Origin of the sequence: Streptomyces sp. SID13666 (assembly GCF_010548325.1) — a bacterium.
In the GTDB taxonomy this organism is placed as follows: Bacteria; Actinomycetota; Actinomycetes; order Streptomycetales; family Streptomycetaceae; genus Actinacidiphila; species Actinacidiphila fildesensis.
The window spans coordinates 32,459-53,810 of record NZ_JAAGLX010000047.1; the positions used below are offsets into that span (position 1 = coordinate 32,459).

Genomic DNA, 21,352 nt, shown 5'->3' on the forward strand with positions numbered 1-21,352 from the left:
GCTTTGCGCGAGAAAGCGTCGAGCTGCCTCAGCGATCTCGTCCAGCTCCCCCTGGCCGGCAACCCTCCGAACGGGCCTCCTCCAGGTCCTCGGTTGTCAGCGACAGCAGTCGGAGCTCCTCCAACTTGCTGTCGAAGAGCTCGGCAGCCTCGCCATGTTCGTTGTGCCCCAGCCCGGCCGCGATGACTGGACACGGCGCCGCGAGGGACCAATCATTGATCGGATGATCACGGGAGCGGCATCGCTATGGGACAAATTCGACCGGATGAGAGGCGCGTCGGGCTTCTTGACACCTGCCGAACTGCTTGAGCTCGCCGACAGCGGATCTGTCGTACTAGACCCGTTTTCGGTGATCCTGTCCAAGCACGTCACCATCGGCCCCGGCAATCTCTTCTATCCGGGCGTGGTCATCGAATGCGACGACGAAAGTCATTGCGTCATCGGTGGCGACAACGTATTCCACGGCGGGACACGCATCGCTGCGAGCGCGGGCGGAAGCATCACGATCGGAGACAGGTCCGTGATCGGGGAAGGTGGCGCCCAGATCAAGTCAACGACCGCAGACTCCGAGGTCTCGATCGGTGACGGTGTCCGGATCGCCAACGGCGCTGAGCTCCTCGGTCGCAGCCGGGTCGGCACGGGCTGCCAGATCCTCGGGCCAATCTCGGCCCGGTCGGTATCCCTGGCTGATGGCGCAACGCACGCTCATCCCAACCCCGACCGACGCGGGGCCGTCCTCAAAGGGTTCGGCCGGGCCCAGGACATCCGGCTCGGTGTCGGAGAAGTCATCAACGGGGCAGGCGATTTCGGCTCCGCTCCCGTAGAACGACAGCGGGTCTACCACCCTCTCGCCCCGAACTCCTGAATGGGAGTGGGGACCGATTATGGTCAGATGAATAGCTGTCCCTAGACGAGTTGATCCCAAGTGATCAGTGAGCGTTTTCAGATTGGCCACCGATGGGGTGACGGCCAGATTGGCCGCAACGCACGAGGCACCCGTGCCGTTGAGGGAGGTGTTCGACGTCTCGACTCATCAGCGCAGGTGCCTCGTTGGTTCCCTATCCTGCCGCACTCGACCTGCCTCATGCGCTGGTCGAGTGGGTCACCATGCTCATCGTCACCCGCGAGGGTGACCGCCGCTGCAAGCTTCCGCCGAACCGACGCGCGCTCGTCGCTCTGGTGTACCTGCGCAAGCACGACACCCTGGCCCAGATAGCGGCCGGCTTTGGCATCTCGGTCGGCACCGCCCACGCCTACACCACCGCGGTGATCGACCTGCTGGCCGCCCGGGCACCCGGCCTGCTGAAAGTTCTGCGCGACCACGAGCCCGAGTACGTCCTGCTCGACGGGACGCTCGCCGAGTGCGACCGGGTGGGCGACGGCCGGACCGACTACTCGCACAAGCACCGTCGCCACGGTGTGAACGTGCAGGTCGTGACCGACACGGCCGGGCAGGTGCTGTGGATCTCTCCGGCCCTGCCGGGCCGGTGCCACGACCTGACCGCAGCCCGCACTCACCGGATCATCCGGATCTGCGAACGCCAGGGCGTCCCCATCCTGGCCGACCGCGCCTATACGGGCACCGGACCTTGGGTCACCACCGGGCGAAGACGCCCGCCCGGCGGCCGGCTGACCCCAACAGAACGGACGGTCAACCGGGCACTGTCCACGTCCCGGGCTCCCGTCGAACGCGGGATGGCACTACTCAAATCCTGGCGGATCTTCCGAAGATCGCGATGCAGCCCAAATCGAATGACGTCAATCGCCAAGGCAGTCCTCACCCTGGAGAGACAACGCTGAAAATGCTCATTGAATGTTTCTTCAGCGAAACGATCTCCGCCAGCCGCATCGGTGACATCGCCCGCGCCACCACGGAATATGGAAGTGACCCTCACTGAGAAAACGTCACTCGCCGCGCGGTGGCCTGACGTACCCTTCGGCAGTCAACGCCGACGACCTCGGGCCGTTGCACGCTCTCGCGGGGAGGAGATCGCATGCAGGACCCTTCGGACTCGATAGTGGCCGCCGGCCCTGAGGTGGAGGGCCGGAGCGATACCGCCGGCTCACGTGCTGCGGACTGTCCGGCACCCCCCTCGGGCAGCAACTCGGCAGCGGCATCGACGGTCCTGGTGGAGGTGCGGCCTGGGATTGCCGTCGCCTTCGGGGAGATCCCTGCGGAGCTCATAGCGGAGCTCAAGCTCCATCCGATCGACTTGGGGCTCGTGTCGGTCGACGACCGCACCCGGATCTCGACAGCCCTCGCCTCGATCGGCAACACGGCGACCGTGGGCGGAAACCTCGCAAACGCATTCGCCGGCATGGAAGGGATCTACCAGCTCAGCGACGCGACGCGGGCATATCTGAGCGCCGGCGGGGCCCTCGCAGCCAAGGACGGCGCGAATCTCGGAGCGGTGATCGCCAACGGCCGGATAGTCCATCAGGCCCGCTGGATCCCTGTGACTGCGGTGAGCGCGGCGGAGGTCGCCGTCGCGATCGGGCCGGCGCTGGCCATGGTCGCGCTCCAGATGATGCTGAGCCAGGTCGCGGGCCTCGTCAGAACCAACATCGCGCTGACAAGCGAAGTCCTCACGACGATGCGCCACGGTCAGTGGGCCGACCTGACGGCGCTCGTCGATACCGTCGACCGCGCCGTTGGCCGCGCGCGTGAGCTCGGATCGGTCACGACCACGGAGTGGGAGAAAGTCGCGGCCAAAGACGACGACCTGCGTAAGCAGCGTGAGACGTACCGGCTGAATGTCGGGGAACACGTCCGGCAACTCGGTCAGCTCGACGCACCTGGCCGACGTCAGTATCTCGAGACGAACGCCAGGGCAATCATCTTCGACGCCTACGCCCTCCTGTCCTCACTCCAGGCATGGACCGGATATCAGACGCTCCACGCCGCGCGTGCGAGGGCCGCTGGATGTGAAGAGGCTGACGAGGCGCGGCTCGTCGAGATCATTGAGCGTGAGACCGGCGAGGAGCTCAACTCCGCCTTGGCCGAGGCGACGAGCCTCGTCGGCTCGCTGACGCGGGAGCTACGAATCATCGCCGAGCTCCCCGGACGCTCAACAATGCCTCTGATAGGGAAGCGGAAGGAAGCAAAGAAGGCCCGCCTCACCAGTGCCCAACTCCTGGAGGCGATCCAGCCTCTTGCCGACGCTCTCCATCCACCAACCCCGCCGCTCCGAGCTCCCGCCGTCGTCTGCGCGCCCAAGTCACTGGATCTCGAGCGGTACCTTCGCATCTTGCGATGGTTCATCGAGGACGGTGAGACCCTCCGCGTCCTCGGCCTCGATGCCCCCGCTCGAATGGGTGCGATCCTCGATGGAGCAAAGGGGAAGGTAGCGCCGGCGATGGACAAAGCGGCAGCAAGGAATCTGGTCGTCGTCACGGATCGCCGCATCATCACGGCCAAGACGAACGCATTCCTCGGGCAGGGCGAGATCGCTCAGGATATCTCGATTGACCGAGTGCGATACGTCCGAGCCCCGGCCACACGGGACGGAAGCGGGCGCTCGGCGATCGACCTCATCACGCCCGAGGACACCATCCAGTGGCTCTTCGACTCCGACATCGACAACACCGATGTGGCCGGGCTCGCCGCCGTGCTGGCCGAGTCGATGAACATTCCGGACGACGAACGGGTTCAGCTCCAGCGGCGCAGCTTCGCCTCGTTGGAGGTGGGCAGCAAGAGCGAGAGTGCCGGTACGAGGTATGTGGAACCGTCTGGATCCTAGGCTCCGACTGGCGATGTCGAGCAAGACTCAGGCTAAAAGAAGGTGGGCCGCAATCGACCCCGCGCTCGGGCGCCCCGAGAGTGCAAAGCGCGGACTGCGGTCTGCTTCCGGCTCTACGACCTCCGGCACACCGGGCACACACTGTCTACGCGCTCAGGGACACGATGGTTCGGGCGGGGCAGTCCTCGGAAAAGACGCCGCTGATCTACCAGCACTCGGACCTCGAACGACAGCAGGACGTGGCCAAGGGACTGGACACGGTGATCCGAACCGACCGGGAGAGGCGCGCTGACCGGCCCAATGGAGAAGCCAAGTGGTGCGGAGGTGGTGCGTGATGACTGAATCGATCTAGACGACGAAGAGGCCCGGCACTGGAATTCTGTCCCTGAGCCGGGGAACGAACCGAAGGGGTACGGCTGGCCGGACTTCCGCGACCGCATTGTCCGCGCCCGCATCCAGCTCGGCGGCCCGATCGTGCTGATCTGGGACAACGTTCGGCTCCACCTGACCGCCGACATGTGGGAGTTCGTCGGCGCGAACGCCGAGTGGCTCACCGTGTTCCAACTGCCGGCCTACGCACCCGACCTCAATCCGACCAAGGGCATTGGGTGCTGGTCGAGCGTGATCTCGGAAATCTGGCCGCCACGAACCTCGGCGAATCACCAGAGCCGTGAAGCACAGACCCCAGGACTTCGCACGGCCCGGAGCACCGGGCACAGATCTTGCTGACATCAGCTGCGGCAAGGCAGTGGTCCGCCCGCCCGGGTGCTATGCGCCGTATTGGCCTTCGAAGTACGTGGTTTGGCGGATCTTCCGTCCGGGCGCAGACCGCCTCCGGAAGGTCGAGGGATTCCACTGAAGCAGTCGGCTGCCCATCGACCGACTCCACGCGGGAAGGACTTCAAGCTCCGACTTCCCTCGAGGGGATCGGGGTGTTTGCCGCCAACCCATTGAACGCCTGGACCTCCATAGCCACGGTCTTGTACTCGCCTTCACCGAGTGGCGCGGCCCTAGTGCCACCAGGCCGAGACGCCGGTTGGCTCGCCGGGAGGACTTCCAGCCGACTGCCATCGAGCCAAGGAAGCCTCTTGGCGAAAATTCAGAAGAGCATCATCTCGTCGCCCACGGGCTTGCCTGCCGGACCGGAAACGAAATTGATCTTCTGTTGCCAACGCCACCTCAACACAGTCGGACTAGTCCATACCAATGGATTATCTCAAAGCACCGACGACGCGCCAGTCGGGGGCATAGGGTCAGACACCTGGGAAGAGATGATGCAGCGTCAAACCAACCGTCAAAATTGATCAAGGGGCATCAAAAAATCATGACCGGGGAACTCATTCACGTCAATGGCAATCGACAGGTCACATACGATTCAGCCGTTGGTCATATCACTAGCTCACTAAGCCCGCTTGGAGCAGCCGCTAGGATCACGGCAACCATCGCAGCCTGCACCATAGAGTTTCGTCGATTCAAGCTTCAGCGCGGTGTCGTTTCGGACATCATAACGATGAGACAATCGACCATCGTGCAGATCTTCGAAGAAGAGAGACGTCAGTCCACTGGGGCACAATATCAACTGAGGTACCACTCGACCGTCATTGATCGAATGATGAATATGGCTGTCAATAATAGCCTTTCCGAAGAGGGGAGAACACTGGCCTTGCAATCTGCAACTCTTCTCAGTGGTGCTGCTCTCCAGCACTACGTTGCAGCAGGTGACCAGCTTGTTCGACTAAGCGATTCACTACGTCTAGCTGACGCGGAAGCTAGCGTTGTCGCTTGGCGAGCTATGCAATCATGATTTGCGTTAAATCCGACTCTCGCACCAATTGTTCACATCAGATAGGAGTTGAACGACATGGAAATCGGCGAGGTGCTGATTATCTTCTTTCTGATTTTGTGTGCTATTGGGTTCCTCGGGTGGGGGGTCGCTTGGCTAGTTCAAAATGAGCTGCCGTACGTCGTAGCATCGCTATTAATCGGCGTTATAATTCTCGTCGCCTGGTACCGGGACCGGCGAATTCGCAAGACAAGAGTCACCTCAGAGACGCAATCGCTTCTCACTAACGCTCGTCGAGCAGAGAACGCCCTCGCCGAAGTCCGCGAATCGCTATTACGCGAATCGCGTACCTTTGAACACCTGCGCCTTACCGCACGCGACGAAATAAATTTTGACCTTTACCGACAACGACACTATGAGAGTATGCGTCTCGCGGATAGCTGGCACTCACTCAAGCGCAGTGCTATCGAGACCCGTAACACAATCTCCGCTGGATTAAGGCGACTCGGGAAAAACCAGCCGAATGTGAAATCAAGGCAGAGCATTCTCGCTGAGCTAGAAAACGTCCTAGCCGGGCTGGGCCGAGAAATCGACAGGGGAGCTCTCATTGTGGAGGAACACAACGACCGGACACGGAGACTACGCAATCATATTCGCGACAATTGCGGAACGAAAGGTCGGCTCTGGTATGAACGCCTGGAAGATCGCAAGCAGCGCAAAATTACTGACACGTAGAGTTAGAGCATCGTCCAGTAGGGCCAGCACAACTCGGCCGAAGGGCGCGAGTTCAGTGGATTGGCCGAGCTCGCACACGGCGTCCTCGAAGATCAGGCGGGCGCCCAGAACCGGATCGAGCTTTCCCTCAATGATCTGACCGGCCCACCAACGCGCCATGTCCCAACGCGCCTCGGCCAATCGTTCCGCTGTCAGCGGCAGCAGTCGGAGCTCCTCCAACATGCTATCGAAGAGGTCAGCGGCCTCGACGTGTTCGTTGTGCCCCAGCCCGGCCAAGAGGCAGAGGGATGGGGAGTCGACTCCCGCGAGAAGAGCGTCCAGCGCGGCCTGAATGTAATGCGGCGCGCCGATTTGCAGGTGGCTGTAGGTGCGATCAGCCGCACAGATGCGGATCTGGCTGATGGCTTCGGTCGGCGTCAGGTGCTTGTCTCCGAGGTGCGTAGGGCAAGGACAGGTCCAGGGTTCGGGGGAAAGGTGAGGGCACACGGACCTGGCTCCGCATGCATCGTGCAGATCTTGCCAGCCTGATCTTTACCGGTCGACGACATTACGGCCGCCCGCCCGACCCAACGCCCCGCACTCTCACAGGCAACTCCCTCCAGTCTTCGACCGCGCCCTGCATGAGTTGCGCGATGCGCTCCTTGCCCTCGGTCTTGAAGACATCTCGTAAGCACGCACAGTCGGCGAGATCCCGATTGCCGGTAAGGCATACGTAGATGCCTGCGATCTGCAGACCACGCGCGGCAGCTGAGAGCTGCGCGTCGAAGGGCAGCGGGATTCTCCGTGCCAGTTCCTGAGCGAAGATCCGCTCGATCCGCGGCCGTCCCAGGAAGCCGAGTAGCCCGCCTGCGGATCGAGCGACTACATCGTGCAGCTGATCCTTTCCCTTGAGAATGTCGCGGGCCAGCTGTGCAAGGTCGTCACAGCCCCTTCTACGGTGCCTTCTCACCAGCGTCTTCCACGTCTCGTCCGAGACGTATGTCGCCGCGCGGTCGGCGATTGCGGCGGCGCCCCCACCCTCCAACGCATCCGCACAGAAGCTGGCGACTGCCTCCAGTTGAACGCGCTCCCGCTGCGCAGCAGAGGGAGGGCTCGGCGTACGGCGACCGCTGCTACTAGGTGGACTGGGTCGCCGCGCAGCAACGGGGCGAGGCGCGCGAAGCGGTGCAGGAGCTCTCTTCGCCGCACGCCTTGCGGGGGTCGCCACACGCCCCGCCGGCCGCCCCCGGTGGTGGTGGCAGCGCGTCTCAGGAACAGTCACCCGGTTCTTACAGAGCGTCCCGTCGTCCGTTTGCGCACGGCATCTGTAGACCATGGCCGGAGTGTGACGACACGTACCAATTGCCGACAACGGTGCCTATTCGGCCAGTTAGGCAGCGAGCTGTTGCCAAGAACCGCTACAGCGCAGCTCCGGAAGCAACCGCCGGTGCCGCCCGCTGTCCCTCGACCTCCGGGTCCCCGCTCGTGCACCCACCGTGCACCGACAGCCCTCACATACCGCGTCCCCCCAGGTCAGAGACGATTCCCAGCTGTACTTCGACCTCTAAACGGCGCCGCGCGCACCTGAGCCCTGGTGCTCTCCTCACGGAGAGCACCAGGGCTCAGTGCTGTGCTGGAAGGGGCCGACGGCCACCCAGCTCAGCCTTCACTGGTAGACGGCGACGATCGGAACGTTCCGGGCCGCTGCAGTATTCGCCTGACTTGGCCGTTCCTTGATTGGCGGCGTTGGGGTCGGACGGGGCGGGTCGGCGGTCTTGCGGAGCCATTTTCCGTTGGTTTCACGATGACTTGGGCGGAAATGGGCTACAAGTGCGAGTTGCTGATGAGGATTCCGGAATCTGGATAAGGGGCCGTCGTGCCAGCCTCCGTACCCGTCGAGCGAGATCGGCGCTTCTTCTGCTGGTCAGCCCCGCCGGACAAGGGTCCACCATGTTCGCGGCGGCGCCGCGGTTCGACCACCGCACCGGTCCGCTGGCGACCGAGGGGGAGTTGCGGCGCGGCGCCATCCGCCAGAGACGGTAGGTCACTTGGCGTTCAGATACATCCCTGTGGAGTCCCGGCCCGGCGTGTTGCGGCAGTAGTAGTTACCAGTGGGGTGGGCGTTCAACTGGGTCAGGCAGCTGCCGAGGGCGAGCTCGCCGTAGTAGTTCGGGTGCATCGACTCCTGGACGGTTCCCTGGGAGCTGCTCAGGCCGGCGTCGACGAAGCGCGCCCACTCGCTGGTGGTGGCGGACGGCGCCGCGCCCGGGGTGGCGAGGCTGGACGTCTTGGCGCAGACCTCGCGGCCCTGCAGCATGTCGCGCAGGTCCATGAACTGCACGCCCTTGGTGGCCGCGACGCCGGCGAGCGCGTTGGAGATCTGCGGGACCATCGAGTCGCGGGCCCAGTCGGCGTCACCGTTCCAGAACGGGCAGCCGCCGGTGCTGGCCCGGCTCCAGCCGCTCTCCGGGTAGCGCATCTCGGTGCTGCGCGGGATCGGGGACGGGTAGGACTGCAGCACGATGCGGTAGTCGCCCGACGCGTAGCCGTCAGCGGTCATCACGGCGCGGATCTCGTCGATCGACTTGCCGACGCCCGCCATGGCCGCGCTCATCCTGGAGTCGATGGCGCTCTGCTGGCTGGTGTGGCAGTAGGAGTACCAGATCAGGTAATCCTTGACGCAGGTCGAGATGACGTCCGAGAAGCCGAGGTCGTTGCCGCCGATCGAGAGGGTGATCAGCTTGACGGTGTTGTTCGCGGCGATCGAGGCCAGCTGGTCGGCCTGTGGCGCCTCGCCCTTGAAGGACTGGCCGCCGTTGCCCGCCCGGAAGACGTTGGCGGTGGTGGCGCCGGAGCAGGCGATGTTGACCGCTCCGGCCAGGCTGTTGATCTCGGCGGAGTCCGATCGGTCGCACCCGCTCGCGTAGGTGCTGCCGTAGACCGTGGTGGGGTCGTAGGTGCTGCCGCCGGTCCAGGCACGGTCGGTACCGTCGCGGCTGCCACTGGCGGTGTCGCTGTTGCCCTTCCAGCGACCGGCCTCTCCGGAGATGTAGCTGTCGCCCATCGACACCCTCACGACCGGGCCGGTGGCGGCTTGCGCGGGGGCCGCGACGGCCAGCAGGCCGGCGGCGACGAGGGGTAGCGCGAGGACTGCGGCGAGCAGTCGCGTTGTTCTGCTGGTTCTGTGACGGCGTTCGGGCACGGCGGAACTCCTGCGGACGGCCTCCCGCATGGTGGGGTCGGGAGGCTCTGGGTGAGGGTGGGCCGCCGGCCGGTGGCGCGAGGAATGTGACACGTCCAACGGGGTTACCGCTAGGTAGCTGCAGCACCTTTTCCGCTCTGTTACCGACCAGTTCAGATCGGTCGCGGGGCGCCCCCCACCGTTTCCCTGGGCGTCAGGCCCCGTCGGACGGGCCCTGGTCGGTGCCTGCGGCGAGGGCGTCGCCCAGGGGGGTTCGGTAGTAGAGGACGGAGCGGCCGGAGCGGGCGCGGTGGAGGAGGCCGGCTTTGCGAAGGACGGTCAGGTGGTCGCCGACCGCGCCGGGGGCGAGGCGCAGGGTCTGGGCGAGTTGTGTGGTGCTCGCGGGCTGGTCCAGGGCGGACAGCAGCCGGGAGCGCGAGCGGCCGAGGAGTCCGGCGAGGGCGTCCGGTTCGACGGAGTCGGGTGTCTCCCACAGCGCGGCCGTGCCCCGGGCGGGGTAGATGATCGCCTTCGGCCAGGGGTCGTCGACGTAGGTGGCCAGGTGGGGCCAGACGAAGACCGACGGGATGAGCAGCAGCCCCTCCCCCGCGAGGGTGGTGACGCTGGCCGGTGACGACGACGTCCGCAGGATGTCGATACCGCCGTCGCGCCAGCGCATGTCGGGGTGGAAGCCGTCGAGGGCGGCCGCCCAGCCCGAGCGGCCGAGCTGGCCGACCCGGTGGACGACATCGCGCTCGCAGATGGCGCGCAGCTGCGGCCAGTCGCGGGCCAGCAGACCGTGCCAGGCCTGGTCCAGGGCGTCGGCGACCCGCTCGACGACCGCGTCGCCGCGCAGGGTCGCCAGCACCCGCGGATCGCGGGACGGGCGCGCGGCGAGGCACAGTTCGGCTTCCTCGTGGGCCTGGGACAGGCTCGTGGCGCGGATCGCGGCGAGGTCGTCGTCCCAGGTCTGGGCGAGGCCGCGGGGCGGCAGGGCGACGAAGTTGGCGCCGAAGGTGCGGGTGTGGAGCGCGAGCGCCGCGTCGATGTCGGTGTCGCGGCGCAGCTGCTGGAAGACCGGCATCAGCCGGGCCGACCAGGCGGCCGGCAGCCGCTGCCGGGTCCGGCCCTCCAGATACCGCAGGAGGTTGCACAGCTCGAAGGCCGGCGACAGCGCGAACCTGCTGCGCAGCAGATCGTCGGTACCGAACTCGAATCGCCGCATGCCCCGAGCCTACGTCGGCGGGCGGGCGGGCTTACGTCCCGTGGCGTAAGAATCGCCCCGGCGGGGGCGCCGGGAACAGGCTGCCCGTATGACGTTCACCCCTGCCCCGCCCCGGCGGACCACCTACCGGGAAGTGCTGGCCGACCAGCGCTTCCGGCTGCTCTTCGTCACCAGGACGGTGACGATCACCGCCGACGCGCTGCGGATCCTGACCCTCTCGGTGCTGATCTTCGCGACCACCGGCTCACCGCTCATGGGCGCCCTGACGTTCGGCATCGGTTTCCTCCCGCAGCTCGCCGGCTCGATGCTGCTCGGTTCGCTCGCCGACCGGGTCCGGCCGCGGCGGCTGATCGCCGCGGGTTATCTGCTGGAGTTCGCCGCCGCCGTCGCGATGGCGCTGGCCCATCTGCCGGTGGTGTTCATCCTGCTGCTCGTCGCCGTCGTGGCCTTCCTGACGCCGGTCTTCCAGGGCGCGTCCAACCGCCTCGTCGCCGACACGCTGACCGGTGACGCGTACGTGCTGGGGCGGTCGCTGTCCAGCATGTCGTCGTCCGGAGCCCAGTTGCTCGGGCTCGCGGGCGGCGGGATCGCCGTGACGTTCCTGGGCTCGCGGCACGCGCTGCTGCTGAGCGCGGGCGCGTATCTCGTCGCGTCGGTCGCCGTACGGCTGCGGCTGCCCGACCTGCCGGCCCCCGACAAGGGGTCCGGATCCGGGTCCCGCTCCGGGTCCGGCTCCCTGGTGCGGCACAGCTGGTCGGGCAACCGGGCGCTGTTCGCGAACCCCCGGGTGCGGAAGCTGCTGCTCGCGCAGTGGCTGCCGTCCGCCTTCGCGGCCAGCGCCGAGAGCCTCGTCGTCCCGTTCGCGGGGCGGCGCGGATTCCCGGACGGAACCGCCGGGTTCCTGCTGGCGTGCCTGCCGGTCGGCATGCTTCTCGGCAATCTTGTGGTCGGCCGCTTCGTGCTGCCCGCGACCCGCGAACGCCTGGTCGCCGTGCTGGTCGCGGTCATCGGTCTGCCGCTGGCCGGCTTCGCCTTCGGTCCGCCGTGGCCGGTCTGCGCGGTCCTGCTGCTGGTCACCGGTACCGGGTTCGCGTACAGCCTGGGGCTCCAGCGCTCGTTCCTCGACGCGCTCCCGGAGGACAGCCGCGGGCAGGCGTTCGGGCTGCTCAGCTCCGGCATGATGACCGTGCAGGGGGTGGGGCCCGCGGTCTTCGGGGCGGCCGCCGAGGTGGTGTCCGTGGGGGCCGCCATCTCGCTCGCCGGAATCGCGTCGCTGGCCATGGCCGGCTATCTGGCCCGGGAGTCCCGCGGCGCCCGGCTGAGTCCTGCGGAGACCACCGCCGGGACCGGATGAGGCACTACCGGGCGGGACCGGATGGGACACGACCGGGCGGGACTGGATGAGGCCCCACCGGGTGGGATCTGCACGGGTGGTGGCGTCATGACAGCGGGCCCGCGCCCGAGCCTGCCCCCGGGTCCGTGCTCTCCTCCGGGGTGGGGAGGGTGAGGGTGGAGACGGCGCCGCCGTCGGGCGCGTTGGCGAAGCGCAGCTCGGCCCCGATGGTGCGGGCCTGGCCGACGGCGATCGTCAGACCCAGGCCGTGCCCCTTGTTGCCGTTGCTGGTGGGCTCGGTACGGAAGCGCTGCGGGCCGTGGTCGATCAGATAGCCGGGATAACCGTCGCCGTGGTCCCGGACGGAGACGACGGGGCCGTCGACGGTGATCACCACCGGCGGACGGCCGTGCCGGTAGGCGTTGCCGATCAGGTTGCCGAGGACCCGTTCCAGCCGCCGCTGGTCGGTGATGAGGCAGATGTCGCGGACGACGCGCACCTCGGCGGACAGCCCCGAGGCGGCTACGGCGCGTTCGGCGAGAAGCCCCAGGTAGTGGGCGTCCGGTTCGACCTTCTCGGTACGGGAGTCGAGCCGGGAGATCTCCAGCAGATCCTCGGTGAGCCGGCGCAGCGCCTGGACCCGGTCCTGGACCAGCTCGGTGGGCCGGCCGGGCGGCAGCAGTTCGGCAGAGGCGTGCAGACCGGCCAGCGGCGTGCGCAGTTCATGAGCCACGTCGGCGGTGAAGCGCTGCTCGCTCTGCAGCCTGAGCTGCAGCGAGGCGGCCATCGCGTCCAGGGCCGCGGAGACGGCGGCGACCTCGTCCTGGGCGTTGGCGGGACCGGCGGTGCGGGGATCGGCCACCCGGGCGTCGAGGTCGCCCGCGCTGATCCGGCGGGCGACGGCGGCGGTCCGGTGCAGCCGTCGGGTCACCCGCGAGACGGCGAAGATCCCGATCAGCAGGGTGCCGCCGATGGCCAGCACGGACGACAGGATGATCGCCCGGTCCAGCCCGCGGATGCTCTCCGCGCTGCGCGTGTAGTCGAGCGGTACGGCCAGCGCCTTTCCGCCGGCCGGACCCGCCGCCCACATCGTGCGGCGGCCGTCGACGTCGCCGAACATGGTGCCGCGCTCGCCGCGCAGCGCGAGGTCCCGGAGCTTGTCGGGCAGGTCCGGCGGGTTCAGCGCGGTGCCGCGGCGCAGCGGGTCGCCCGCTATGTACGCCTGGGTGGCGGTGTCGAGCCGGCTCAGGGCGGCGGTGCGGGCCTGGTGGACGGTCTGCCGGGTGACCATGACGTGCACGAGCATGCCGAGGACCACCGCGACGACGCAGCACATCGCGGTGATGAAGACGGCGGCCTTCCAATAGAGGGTCGCGGTCCAGGCCGGCAGCCGCCCGCGCAGCCTCATCGGGCGTTCGCGAAGCCTCGCCGGGCGTTCGCGAAGCCTCGCCGGGCGCTCGCGCAGCCTCATCGGGACCGCTTCCACGAGGAGTCGGTGTCGCCGCTGTCCGGTGCGTAGTCACGGCGGCCGTGGCGGGGCGGGGTGGCGCGCCGGTAGTCGTCGCTCTGGATGGCCATGGCCCGCGCCTGCGGGTCCCAGGCGTAGACCGTGCGCTGCTCGTACCCCTCGGAGGGAGTGGGCTCCTGCACGATGAGGTCCCCGCCGGCGACCTGGACGGACATCGGCTTCGTCACGGTGGCGAGGATGCGGGTGAGCACGCCGTTGTGGAGCGTGTAGCAGCGCAGTGCGAGGAAGCCGTCGACCATGTCGATACCGAGGACGGCATCGGCCTTCCCGTCGCCCGTCAGGTCGTAGTACTCGGGGCTGCGGATCGGGCATCCTTTGCGCCCCGCGGAGCCCTCCTCGCAGGCGTCGGCCTTCGCCGCGGTCTCCTCGTCGAGCGCGTCCGCCCCGGAGAGCGCGTCCGGAGCGACGGCCATCTCGGCCTGGATCACGGCGACAGGGTCCACGCTCCTGATGTCCCCAGAGGTCACCTTGGGTATGCCGGGCACCGGAACGGGCCGTTCGTTCTCCGACTCCCCGGGCGGCTCCGTGGCCGGCGGCCGGTTCGGCCACAGCTTGGCGGGGGCGGACGCGACGGGCGTCGGCCCGGCACTCTCGGCGTCATTCGTCGCGGAGCACCCGGTCATCAGCACGGCGGCGCCCGTCCCCAGCAGGGCGAGCACGGTGCGGACGGCGGACAAGTCTCTCCCTGCGGCGGTCGGGGGCGTGGGCGGATCGGGACGCGGATCGGTGCGCTGATCCGGGCGTGGATCGGGACGCGGATCGGTGCGTGCATCGTGATGATCCAGCTCTATTGTCCGACAGCCTCGTGCCGCGGGCCCGGCGCGGAGGTGTGCCGGTGGTCACGCCACCTCCAGCGGATGACGTGTGCCGGTGGTCACGCCACCTCCAGCGAATGACGTGTGCCGGTGGTCACGCCACCTCCAGCAGATCCGGCTCGATGCCCAGCGTCCGGTGCAGTTCTCCCAGGCCCAGCGGGGTGACCCGGACGGCGCGGCGGGTGCCGATACGGGTGGCCCAGCCCCGGTCGAGGACGAGGCGGCACAGCTCGGCGCCGGCCGTGCCGGCCAGATGGGGGCGGCGTTCCGTCCAGTCCAGGCAGGGCCGGGCGAGCGGCCGGCGGGACGGCGGGGCGGGGCTGTCGTACGCGGACAGGTCGGCGCCGAGGCCGGTGAGCCAGACCAGTCCCGGCCCGGTGAGGGAGAAGCCGGCGTCCTGGCTCAGCAGGCCGCGCCCGGTCATCGCGTCGGTGATCGCGACCCCGAGCCGGCCGGCCAGATGGTCGTAGCAGGTGCGGCCCCTGGCCAGGGCCTGGCCCGCCGAATGGGCGCGCAGCCCGCCGCCGGCCGCCGCTTTAGGCGGGCTGACGTGTGCGGCCAGGTCCTCGATCATGCGGGCGGTGTCGGGGTCGGCGAGCCGGACGTAACGGTGTCTGCCCTGCCGTTCCTGGACCAGCAGGCCGCCGTCGACGAGCCGGGTGAGGTGCTCGCTGATGGTGGACGGCGCGACCCCGCAGTGCCGGGCCAGTTCGCCGGACGTCCAGGCGCGGCGGTCGAGCAGGGCCAGACAGACGGAGGCGCGGGTCTCGTCGGCGAGCAGCGCCGCCAGGGCGGCCAGGGTGGTGGGTGTGCGCGGACCGGTCATGCCGCCCATCATCGCCCCCCGATACTTCGGCACCCGCCGAAACGTCCGGCCCCTAGTTTTCCGGCATGGACTTCATGAGAACGCGTGGCGGACAAGGTCGGGGCCGGGAGCGCTGGTGGGACGCGCTCGTGCTGCTCGCGGTGATCTGGGGCAGCAGCTTCCTGCTGATGAAGGTGGGGGTGGGCGTCCTGCCGCCCGCCTACGTGACGCTGGTGCGGCTGGTCGTCGGCGCGGTGACGCTGCTGGTGTGGCTGCGGGCCACCGGCGGCCGGCTGCCGCGCGGCGCCAGGGTGTGGGGGCATCTGGCGGTGACCGGGGCGCTGGTGAACGTCGCGCCGTTCACCCTGTTCGCCTGGGGGGAGCAGCGGGTCTCCTCGGTCGTCGCCGGGATCTTCAACGCCGCGACGCCGCTGCTGACGATGCTGGTGGTGACCGTCGTCCTGCCCGGGGAGCGGCCGGGAGCGCGCCGGCTGCTCGGGATGCCGATCGGCTTCGCGGGCGTCCTGGTGGTCCTCGGGGTGTGGCGCGGCGCCGACGGCTCGGACCTGGCGGGGCAGCTGGCCTGCCTCGCGGCGGCCGGCTGTTACGCGGTGGGCTTCCCGTACGCGCAGCGCTTCCTGGCCGGGCGCCCCGAGTCCACCGTCTCGCTCTCCGCCGCCCAGGTCGTGGTGGCGACGGTGGAGGCCGCCGTCCTGGCGCCGCTCGTCTCCGGCGGGCTGCCGGCCACCGGCCCCGACGGCTGGACGCCGTCCGCCGTCGTCGCCCTGCTGCTGCTCGGCGTGCTCGGCACCGGGGTGGCGTATCTGCTGAACTACCGGATCATCCGCCGCGCGGGAGCCGTGGCCGCGTCCACCGTCACGTATCTGATGCCGCTGGTCGCGGTGGTGGCCGGGGCGGTGGTGCTGGGCGAGGGCATGACGTGGAACCAGCCGGTGGGGGCGCTCGTCGTGCTGCTGGGCGTCGCCGTCGGACGGCGGCGCGCGGGGAACGGGAGCGCGGCCCCAGGGGTCCGCGCCGCCCCGGAAACGCCTCGACCGGCCCGGGCCGCCGCTACTACGCTCGGCCGATGACCAGCCCCCGGTACCCCGCCAAACCACGTCCCGGCGACCGCGTCGCGGTGCTCTCCCCGTCGTCCGGCCTGCCGGGCCTGCTGCCGCTGCCGTTCGAACTCGGCCTGGACCGGCTGGAGAAGGAGTTCGGCCTGCGGGTCGTGGAGTATCCGGCGACCCGGAAGATGGGCTCCACCGCACGGGAGCGGGCCGCCGATCTGCATGCCGCGTTCGCCGATCCGGAGATCACGGCCGTGATCGCGAGCATCGGCGGCGACGACCAGATCACCGTACTGCCGCATCTGGACGACGAGTTGATCCGCGCCAACCCCAAGCCGTTCTTCGGATACAGCGACAACACCTGCCTGCTGCACCATCTGTACGGGCTCGGCATCGTCGGCTACCACGGCGGCTCGGTGATGGTGGAGCTCGGGCGGCCCGGGGCGCTGCACCCGGTGACGGCGGACTCGCTGCGGGCCGCGCTGTTCACGGCGGGCGAGTACGAGCTCACGCCGGGCGGCGAGTTCAACGAGGTCAACCGGTCCTGGGACGATCCGGAGACCTTCGACGAGGCACCGCGGATGACACCGTGCGAGGGCTGGACCTGGCACCGGCCGGACCGCGTCGTGGACGGCACGGGCTGGGGCGGGAACCTGGAGATCCTGTCGTGGCTGCTGATGGCGGGCCGGGAGACGGCGCCGGCCGGGAGCCACCGGGGCGAGGTGCTCTTCCTGGAGACGTCGGAGGAGATGCCGCCGGCGGAGGAGGTCTACCGGATCCTGCGGAACATGGGCGAGCGCGGGCTGCTGCGGCAGTTCCCCGCACTGCTGATGGGACGGGCCAAGGCCTGGGACATCGGCCGGCCGGCCCAGCTCGACACGGCGGGCCGGGAGCGGTACCGCGCCGATCAACGGGCCGCGGTCTTCCGGGCGCTGGCCGAGTACGCACCGGAGACGATGGCGGTCTTCGACGTGGACCTCGGGCACACCGACCCGCAGGTCGTCATCCCGTACGGCGGGCGGATCCGCGTCGACGGACCCGCCCGGCGTATCACGGTCGGCTACTGAGCCATGCCGCTCCGAGCCGTGCCACTCCGAGTCGTGCCCGGGCCATGCCGCTCATCCGGCGGCCACTCATCCGGCGGCCACATCGATGAGGACCTTGCCGACCGCGTTGTTCTCGACGGCGGCATGCGCGTCGCCCGTCTTCTCCAGCGGGAAGCGGTGCAGCGGCAGCCCGGCGTCCTCGCCGACGCGCAGCGCGCCGTCCGCGACGGCGGCCGACACATCGGCGACGGCGTCGGCCTTCGCCCGCTCGGGGACGGTGTAGACGAGGACGCCCTGCCAGCGCAGGTTGGGCACCATCGCCTGCCGGACCGGGACGGTGATCTCGTCACCGCCGTTGTTGGCGTAGAACGCGATGACCGCGTTCGGCGCGGCGACGGCGTGGTCGATGACGGCGTTCACGGCGGGGGCGACCTCGACGATGATGTCGACGCCGTCGGGCACCAGGAGCCGGATCGTCGCGGCGGCGTCCTGGGTGCGGTAGTCGATGACGTGGTGGGCACCGGCGGCGCGGGCGAGTTCGGCCTTCCGCGTGCTGCTGACCGTCGTCACCACCGTGGCCCCGGCCCAGCGCGCCAGCTGGATCGCCGCGTTGCCGACCGCGCCCGCGCCACCCGCGACCAGTACGGTGCGGCCGTCGAGCGTGCCGGGGGCGAGGCGGTCGGGTCCGCCGTCCGCGAGCGTGAGGGTGCGGTGCGCGGTCAGCGCCGGGATGCCGAGGCTCGCGCCGAGGTCGAAGGACGCCTCGTCGGGCAGGAACACGGCCTGCCGGTCCGGGAGCACCACGTACTCCTGCGCGGTGCCCTCGCTGCGCTGCCAGGCCGCCTCCCAGATCCACACCCGCTGCCCGACGCGCTCGGGCGCCACGCCCTTGCCCACGGCGTCGATCACGCCGGCGCCGTCCTGGTTCGGGACCTGCTCGGCGCCGTCGTCCGGCCCGCCCGTCGCACCCTGGCGCGACTTCCAGTCCGTGGGATTGACGCCCGAGACATGGACCCTGACCCGGACCTCCCCCGGTCCCGGCGCCGGAATCGGCCGCTCGGTCAGGGACAGTACGTCCGGTCCGCCGGTGCTGGTGTGAACGATTGCCTTCATAGCCGTCATACCCGGTTACAAGGCCCGGAGCCCGCGGCTTCTTCCCGCGGTCCGGCGCCCTAGGGGCTCCATAGGGCGGATTCCCGCCATCCGCTTGATCCGCCGACCGCGAAAGACCGTGGTTTCCGGGGCCCGGCGGGTGATCCTGGCCGAAGATCCCGCCGAGATCCCGTCGCGGGATCCCCGATCCTGAGCGAAGAAGGATGCACGATGACCGTCGAATACATCCGCTACCGCATCACCGACCCGGGCCGCCGTCCCGAATTCGAGAAGGCCTACGCGACCGCCGCCGAGCAGCTGGACCTCGCGCCGCAGTGTCTGGGCTACGAGCTCTCGCACGGCGTCGAGGAGCCCGACCGCTACATCCTCCGGATCGAATGGACCTCGGTGGACGCCCATGAGCAGGGCTTTCGCGGTGGGCCGCAGTTCCCGCCGTTCCTGGCCGCGATCCGCCCGTACATCGGCGACATCGAGGAGATGAAGCACTACGAGCGCACCTCCGTGGTCTCCGGGGACCGGGCATGAGCGCCCAGCCGGCCGCGACCGGCGGCGAGGGCGCGGAGCGCGGCAGTTTCTACGAGGCGCTGGGCGGTATCGACGGCCTGCGCAGGCTGACCGAGTCCTTCTACGTGGTGGTACGCGCCGATCCGCTGCTCGCCCCGGTCTTCGCGCACTTCACCCCGACGCACGTCGAGCATGTCGCGGTGTGGATGTCCGAGGTCTTCGGCGGCCCGGCCGGCTACACCGCCGAGCTGGGCGGCCACCCCGGTCTGATCCGCAACCACCTGGGGCTGTCCATCACGGAGGAACAGCGCGCCCGTTGGGCCGAGTTGATGATCGCCACGGCCGCGAAGGAACTGCCCGACGACGAGCTGCTGCAGCAGCGCTTCGCCGAGTACATCGAGTGGGGGACGCGGATCGCGCGGTCGGTCTCGCAGCCGGGCGTCGAACCGGGCAACCCGGGTCCGGTGCCGCAGTGGGGCTGGGACGGCCTGAAGAAGCACTAGGCCGTGTTGCGAAGGTCCCGCCTGGCCCACGACGCCTGGCACGCGCCCTCGCTGCGTTGTCGGGCTCGTCCACGTACGTCCAGTACGAGGACGACCCTCCGCCTTGCGAGCGCACGCACCGGACGCCGTGGGCCACGCCCTCCGGGCGAACGGCGCTCCTTTCGCAACACGCCCTAGCCGCGGCCGGCAGAACCTAGGACCGGGACGCCGCCACGAAGAGTCCGCCGGCGGGCTGGGCGGCGTTGTACAGCGGTTCCGGGGCGAGGTCGGCGGCCTCGGGTTCCGGCAGTACGACGGCTCCGGCGCTCGGGGTGATGCGGGGCCGGCGCGGCGAGCGGTCGCCGGACGCACCGCCGTGTCCGCGGTGCACCAGGAGGCCGTTGACCGGGTCGGGCGCGGCGTCGAGCGCGGCCAGCGTGCCGGGCAGTTGGCGCCAGGCCTCCCACTGCCATTCCTCGCGGAAACGGACCTCGAGCACGACGCCCCAGGAGTGGGCATGCCACTCCCAGCTCAACGCGCCGTTGGTGACCGCCGATTCAATGAGCGACTCCGCATGGGCGTCGCGCCACTGTGCGGCGGAGGTCCTGGCGTTGAGGATCTCGATCGACCACCAGTCCGCAGCCATGTCTTCGACGATAGACACGCGGGCGGCGGACGGCTAGGGCGTAGGCCGAAGGTCGGTGCCGGGCGGGTTGCTCCGACCCGCCCGGCTTCCGGTCCGTCAGCGCTTGGCGAGGGCTTCCTCCACCGCGGCGAGCGTCTCGGTGACGCGCAGCGCGAAGCGCGCGTCGCAGGGGTGCGGTTGTCCGGTGCGGGCGGCGGTGATCAGGGCGTCGATGGCGTGGTGCAGCGCCTCCACCGCTCCCTCGCCGAGTTCGGGGAGCGTGAGCACACCGCGCTCACCGCGCAGTTCGACGGTGACTCCGGCGGCCGGTTCCGGTGCGGTCAGGCTGAGGGTGGCGGTGCTGGCCGCCCCGCCCGCGTGGCGCAGCGCCAGATGGACGGTGTCGCCGCTGCCGCTGACGGCCGCGACATCGGTGACGTCGCCGAACACCGGCAGGAGCACGGACAGGGCATGCGGTCCGACGTCCCACAGCGCACCCTTCTCGCGGCGCCACGGGGAGGCCGCGAACGGGCTGTCGCCGCCGGCGAAGACCGAGCCGAGCCAGTCGGCGCGGCCGGTGAACCAGCCGCCCGCGGCGGCCTGCTCGTCGACCCACTCCCCCGTCGTCCGGTCGAAGCGGACGGTGAAGAAGACGACGGACGCGACGCCGGACGCCTCGGCGGCCTCGACGACCGCGCGTGCTTCAGCGACGGTCGCCGCGAGCGGCTTGTCGAGCAGCAGATGGCGGCCGGCCGCGGCGGCGCGGGCGGCCAGCGGGGCCTGGACGTCCGGGGGCAGCGCGATCGCGACGGCGTCCACGTCCGCGATCAGGGCGTCCACGTCGTCATAGGCGCGGGTGTCGAAGCGCGCCGCCAGGTCAGCCGCGGCCTCGGGCCTGCGGCCCCATACGCCGGTGAACTCGACCCCGGGGTGGCCGCTCAGGGCGGGCGCGTGGGCGATCTCCGCCCAGGGGCCGGTGCCGAGCAGGCCGACGCGGAACGTCATGAGGAGTGCCGCTGGTAGCTGGCGCGGTCGAGGTCACGGATCTCGACGGAGCTGTGGACGGTCAGGCCGGGCGTCGCGGCGGTGTGCTCGCGGGCGAGGGCGAGCACCGCGGTGCTCAGCTCCAGCTTCGTCTCGGGGGTGCGGCCGTCCAGCAGCGCGACCTGGATGTGGATCATCGCCTCGGCGGTCCCGCCGTCCGAGATGACGATCTCGTCCAGCGGGCGGAAGCGGGTCTTGCAGCCGGACACCTGCGCGTCCGCGATCTTGGCGACCAGCGGGTGCAGGGCCTGTGCGAAGCCCTGGCGGTCGAAGGTGTCGGTGAGGGTGGCGGAGTAGTCCACGGCTATGTGCGGCATGTCGGCAGCGTACTCAGTGATGATGGA

21 protein-coding genes and 1 pseudogene are annotated in these 21,352 nt (G+C 69.2%); 11 read left to right on the forward strand and 11 right to left on the reverse strand.

What is annotated here, in order from left to right; translation table 11 throughout:
* Nucleotides 1-223 precede the first annotated feature (223 nt).
* The 6 genes and pseudogenes from G3I60_RS36705 (at nucleotide 224) to G3I60_RS36730 (ending at nucleotide 5,544) form a co-directional block, all read left to right on the forward strand.
* Entirely contained in the window at nucleotides 224-865 is a 642-nt protein-coding gene (locus tag G3I60_RS36705) for a hypothetical protein (protein ID WP_239070713.1), read from the forward strand.
* A 185-nt stretch (nucleotides 866-1,050) separates the two neighbouring features.
* On the forward strand, nucleotides 1,051-1,800 hold the full coding sequence (locus G3I60_RS36710) for a transposase family protein (RefSeq protein WP_164294758.1): 750 nt from the start codon (nucleotides 1,051-1,053) through the stop codon (nucleotides 1,798-1,800).
* 194 nt (nucleotides 1,801-1,994) lie between these two features.
* Entirely contained in the window at nucleotides 1,995-3,740 is a 1,746-nt protein-coding gene (locus G3I60_RS36715; RefSeq protein ID WP_164294757.1) for a hypothetical protein, read from the forward strand.
* Nucleotides 3,741-3,845: 105 nt separating this feature from the next.
* Nucleotides 3,846-4,082: pseudogene (locus G3I60_RS45975) on the forward strand (site-specific integrase); the annotation flags it as partial.
* Nucleotides 4,083-4,214: 132 nt separating this feature from the next.
* Nucleotides 4,215-4,469: a transposase gene (locus G3I60_RS44780; protein ID WP_343241212.1), complete on the forward strand. Its 255-nt coding sequence runs from the start codon at nucleotides 4,215-4,217 to the stop codon at nucleotides 4,467-4,469.
* A 595-nt stretch (nucleotides 4,470-5,064) separates the two neighbouring features.
* Nucleotides 5,065-5,544, forward strand: a complete 480-nt coding sequence (locus tag G3I60_RS36730) for a hypothetical protein (protein WP_164294756.1) — start codon at nucleotides 5,065-5,067, stop codon at nucleotides 5,542-5,544.
* A 618-nt stretch (nucleotides 5,545-6,162) separates the two neighbouring features.
* Here the strand turns inward: G3I60_RS36730 and G3I60_RS36735 are convergent.
* From G3I60_RS36735 to G3I60_RS36750, 4 genes are all read right to left on the reverse strand, one after another.
* Nucleotides 6,163-6,744 (reverse strand): hypothetical protein, encoded by a 582-nt coding sequence (locus tag G3I60_RS36735; RefSeq protein ID WP_164294755.1) that lies wholly within the window; start codon nucleotides 6,742-6,744, stop codon nucleotides 6,163-6,165.
* Nucleotides 6,745-6,805: 61 nt separating this feature from the next.
* Nucleotides 6,806-7,282: a hypothetical protein gene (locus G3I60_RS36740; RefSeq protein WP_164294754.1), complete on the reverse strand. Its 477-nt coding sequence runs from the start codon at nucleotides 7,280-7,282 to the stop codon at nucleotides 6,806-6,808.
* Nucleotides 7,283-8,281: 999 nt separating this feature from the next.
* Nucleotides 8,282-9,439 carry a GDSL-type esterase/lipase family protein gene (locus G3I60_RS36745; protein ID WP_343241208.1) on the reverse strand — a complete coding sequence of 386 codons (1,158 nt, stop codon included), beginning with the start codon at nucleotides 9,437-9,439 and terminating at the stop codon, nucleotides 8,282-8,284.
* Nucleotides 9,440-9,632: 193 nt separating this feature from the next.
* On the reverse strand, nucleotides 9,633-10,643 hold the full coding sequence (locus tag G3I60_RS36750) for a DUF5937 family protein (protein WP_164294752.1): 1,011 nt from the start codon (nucleotides 10,641-10,643) through the stop codon (nucleotides 9,633-9,635).
* Nucleotides 10,644-10,731: 88 nt separating this feature from the next.
* On the opposite strand from G3I60_RS36750, the gene G3I60_RS36755 reads away from it, so the two are divergent.
* The gene (locus G3I60_RS36755) at nucleotides 10,732-11,997 is read left to right on the forward strand and encodes an MFS transporter (protein WP_164294751.1); all 1,266 of its coding nucleotides are present in this window, start codon (nucleotides 10,732-10,734) and stop codon (nucleotides 11,995-11,997) included.
* Between the two features lie 85 nt (nucleotides 11,998-12,082).
* Here the strand turns inward: G3I60_RS36755 and G3I60_RS36760 are convergent, their stop codons facing one another.
* The 3 genes from G3I60_RS36760 to G3I60_RS36770 all read right to left on the reverse strand — a co-directional run bounded on the left by G3I60_RS36760 (nucleotide 12,083) and on the right by G3I60_RS36770 (nucleotide 15,145).
* Entirely contained in the window at nucleotides 12,083-13,384 is a 1,302-nt protein-coding gene (locus tag G3I60_RS36760) for a HAMP domain-containing sensor histidine kinase (protein ID WP_164294750.1), read from the reverse strand.
* 59 nt (nucleotides 13,385-13,443) lie between these two features.
* On the reverse strand, nucleotides 13,444-14,181 hold the full coding sequence (locus G3I60_RS36765; protein ID WP_138353735.1) for a hypothetical protein: 738 nt from the start codon (nucleotides 14,179-14,181) through the stop codon (nucleotides 13,444-13,446).
* A 232-nt stretch (nucleotides 14,182-14,413) separates the two neighbouring features.
* A complete protein-coding gene (locus G3I60_RS36770) occupies nucleotides 14,414-15,145 on the reverse strand; it encodes a helix-turn-helix transcriptional regulator (protein WP_239070714.1) in 732 nt (243 codons plus the stop codon).
* Between the two features lie 65 nt (nucleotides 15,146-15,210).
* Between G3I60_RS36770 and G3I60_RS36775 the strand changes: the two genes are divergently transcribed.
* Together G3I60_RS36775 and G3I60_RS36780 are read left to right on the forward strand one after the other, a co-directional pair.
* A complete protein-coding gene (locus G3I60_RS36775) occupies nucleotides 15,211-16,215 on the forward strand; it encodes a DMT family transporter (RefSeq protein ID WP_198357137.1) in 1,005 nt (334 codons plus the stop codon).
* Nucleotides 16,212-17,261 carry a S66 peptidase family protein gene (locus tag G3I60_RS36780; protein WP_164608302.1) on the forward strand — a complete coding sequence of 350 codons (1,050 nt, stop codon included), beginning with the start codon at nucleotides 16,212-16,214 and terminating at the stop codon, nucleotides 17,259-17,261. The genes G3I60_RS36775 and G3I60_RS36780 overlap by 4 nt, the downstream gene beginning before the upstream one ends.
* Before the next feature lie 66 nt (nucleotides 17,262-17,327).
* On the opposite strand, the gene G3I60_RS36785 is transcribed toward G3I60_RS36780, so the two are convergent.
* The gene (locus G3I60_RS36785) at nucleotides 17,328-18,353 is read right to left on the reverse strand and encodes an NADPH:quinone reductase (RefSeq protein ID WP_164294749.1); all 1,026 of its coding nucleotides are present in this window, start codon (nucleotides 18,351-18,353) and stop codon (nucleotides 17,328-17,330) included.
* 210 nt (nucleotides 18,354-18,563) lie between these two features.
* Here G3I60_RS36785 and G3I60_RS36790 point away from each other — a divergent pair, with 210 nt between their 5' ends.
* Nucleotides 18,564-18,878: an antibiotic biosynthesis monooxygenase gene (locus G3I60_RS36790; protein WP_164294748.1), complete on the forward strand. Its 315-nt coding sequence runs from the start codon at nucleotides 18,564-18,566 to the stop codon at nucleotides 18,876-18,878.
* Nucleotides 18,875-19,360, forward strand: a complete 486-nt coding sequence (locus G3I60_RS36795) for a group II truncated hemoglobin (protein WP_138353739.1) — start codon at nucleotides 18,875-18,877, stop codon at nucleotides 19,358-19,360. Before G3I60_RS36790 ends, G3I60_RS36795 begins: the two co-directional genes overlap by 4 nt.
* A gap of 193 nt (nucleotides 19,361-19,553) precedes the next feature.
* On the opposite strand, the gene G3I60_RS36800 is transcribed toward G3I60_RS36795, so the two are convergent.
* The 3 genes from G3I60_RS36800 to G3I60_RS36810 all read right to left on the reverse strand — a co-directional run bounded on the left by G3I60_RS36800 (nucleotide 19,554) and on the right by G3I60_RS36810 (nucleotide 21,325).
* Complete coding sequence (locus tag G3I60_RS36800; protein ID WP_187144841.1) at nucleotides 19,554-19,985, reverse strand: hypothetical protein; 432 nt, start codon at nucleotides 19,983-19,985, stop codon at nucleotides 19,554-19,556.
* A 96-nt stretch (nucleotides 19,986-20,081) separates the two neighbouring features.
* Entirely contained in the window at nucleotides 20,082-20,969 is an 888-nt protein-coding gene (locus tag G3I60_RS36805; protein WP_164294746.1) for a Gfo/Idh/MocA family protein, read from the reverse strand.
* Nucleotides 20,966-21,325 (reverse strand): 5-carboxymethyl-2-hydroxymuconate Delta-isomerase, encoded by a 360-nt coding sequence (locus tag G3I60_RS36810; RefSeq protein ID WP_138353741.1) that lies wholly within the window; start codon nucleotides 21,323-21,325, stop codon nucleotides 20,966-20,968. Before G3I60_RS36810 ends, G3I60_RS36805 begins: the two co-directional genes overlap by 4 nt.
* Nucleotides 21,326-21,352 lie beyond the last annotated feature (27 nt).

Excerpts from the sequence above, each read along its gene's own strand:
- G3I60_RS36705 (WP_239070713.1), top strand. The coding sequence starts at position 224 with ATGATCACGGGAGCGGCATCGCTATGGGACAAATTCGACCGGATGAGA.
- G3I60_RS36715 (WP_164294757.1), top strand. The coding sequence starts at position 1,995 with ATGCAGGACCCTTCGGACTCGATAGTGGCCGCCGGCCCTGAGGTGGAG.
- G3I60_RS36730 (WP_164294756.1), top strand. The coding sequence starts at position 5,065 with ATGACCGGGGAACTCATTCACGTCAATGGCAATCGACAGGTCACATAC.
- G3I60_RS36750 (WP_164294752.1), bottom strand. The coding sequence starts at position 10,643 with ATGCGGCGATTCGAGTTCGGTACCGACGATCTGCTGCGCAGCAGGTTC.
- G3I60_RS36755 (WP_164294751.1), top strand. The coding sequence starts at position 10,732 with ATGACGTTCACCCCTGCCCCGCCCCGGCGGACCACCTACCGGGAAGTG.
- G3I60_RS36760 (WP_164294750.1), bottom strand. The coding sequence starts at position 13,384 with ATGAGGCTGCGCGGGCGGCTGCCGGCCTGGACCGCGACCCTCTATTGG.
- G3I60_RS36770 (WP_239070714.1), bottom strand. The coding sequence starts at position 15,145 with ATGACCGGTCCGCGCACACCCACCACCCTGGCCGCCCTGGCGGCGCTG.
- G3I60_RS36775 (WP_198357137.1), top strand. The coding sequence starts at position 15,211 with ATGGACTTCATGAGAACGCGTGGCGGACAAGGTCGGGGCCGGGAGCGC.
- G3I60_RS36780 (WP_164608302.1), top strand. The coding sequence starts at position 16,212 with ATGACCAGCCCCCGGTACCCCGCCAAACCACGTCCCGGCGACCGCGTC.
- G3I60_RS36785 (WP_164294749.1), bottom strand. The coding sequence starts at position 18,353 with ATGAAGGCAATCGTTCACACCAGCACCGGCGGACCGGACGTACTGTCC.
- G3I60_RS36790 (WP_164294748.1), top strand. The coding sequence starts at position 18,564 with ATGACCGTCGAATACATCCGCTACCGCATCACCGACCCGGGCCGCCGT.
- G3I60_RS36795 (WP_138353739.1), top strand. The coding sequence starts at position 18,875 with ATGAGCGCCCAGCCGGCCGCGACCGGCGGCGAGGGCGCGGAGCGCGGC.
- G3I60_RS36800 (WP_187144841.1), bottom strand. The coding sequence starts at position 19,985 with ATGGCTGCGGACTGGTGGTCGATCGAGATCCTCAACGCCAGGACCTCC.
- G3I60_RS36805 (WP_164294746.1), bottom strand. The coding sequence starts at position 20,969 with ATGACGTTCCGCGTCGGCCTGCTCGGCACCGGCCCCTGGGCGGAGATC.
- G3I60_RS36810 (WP_138353741.1), bottom strand. The coding sequence starts at position 21,325 with ATGCCGCACATAGCCGTGGACTACTCCGCCACCCTCACCGACACCTTC.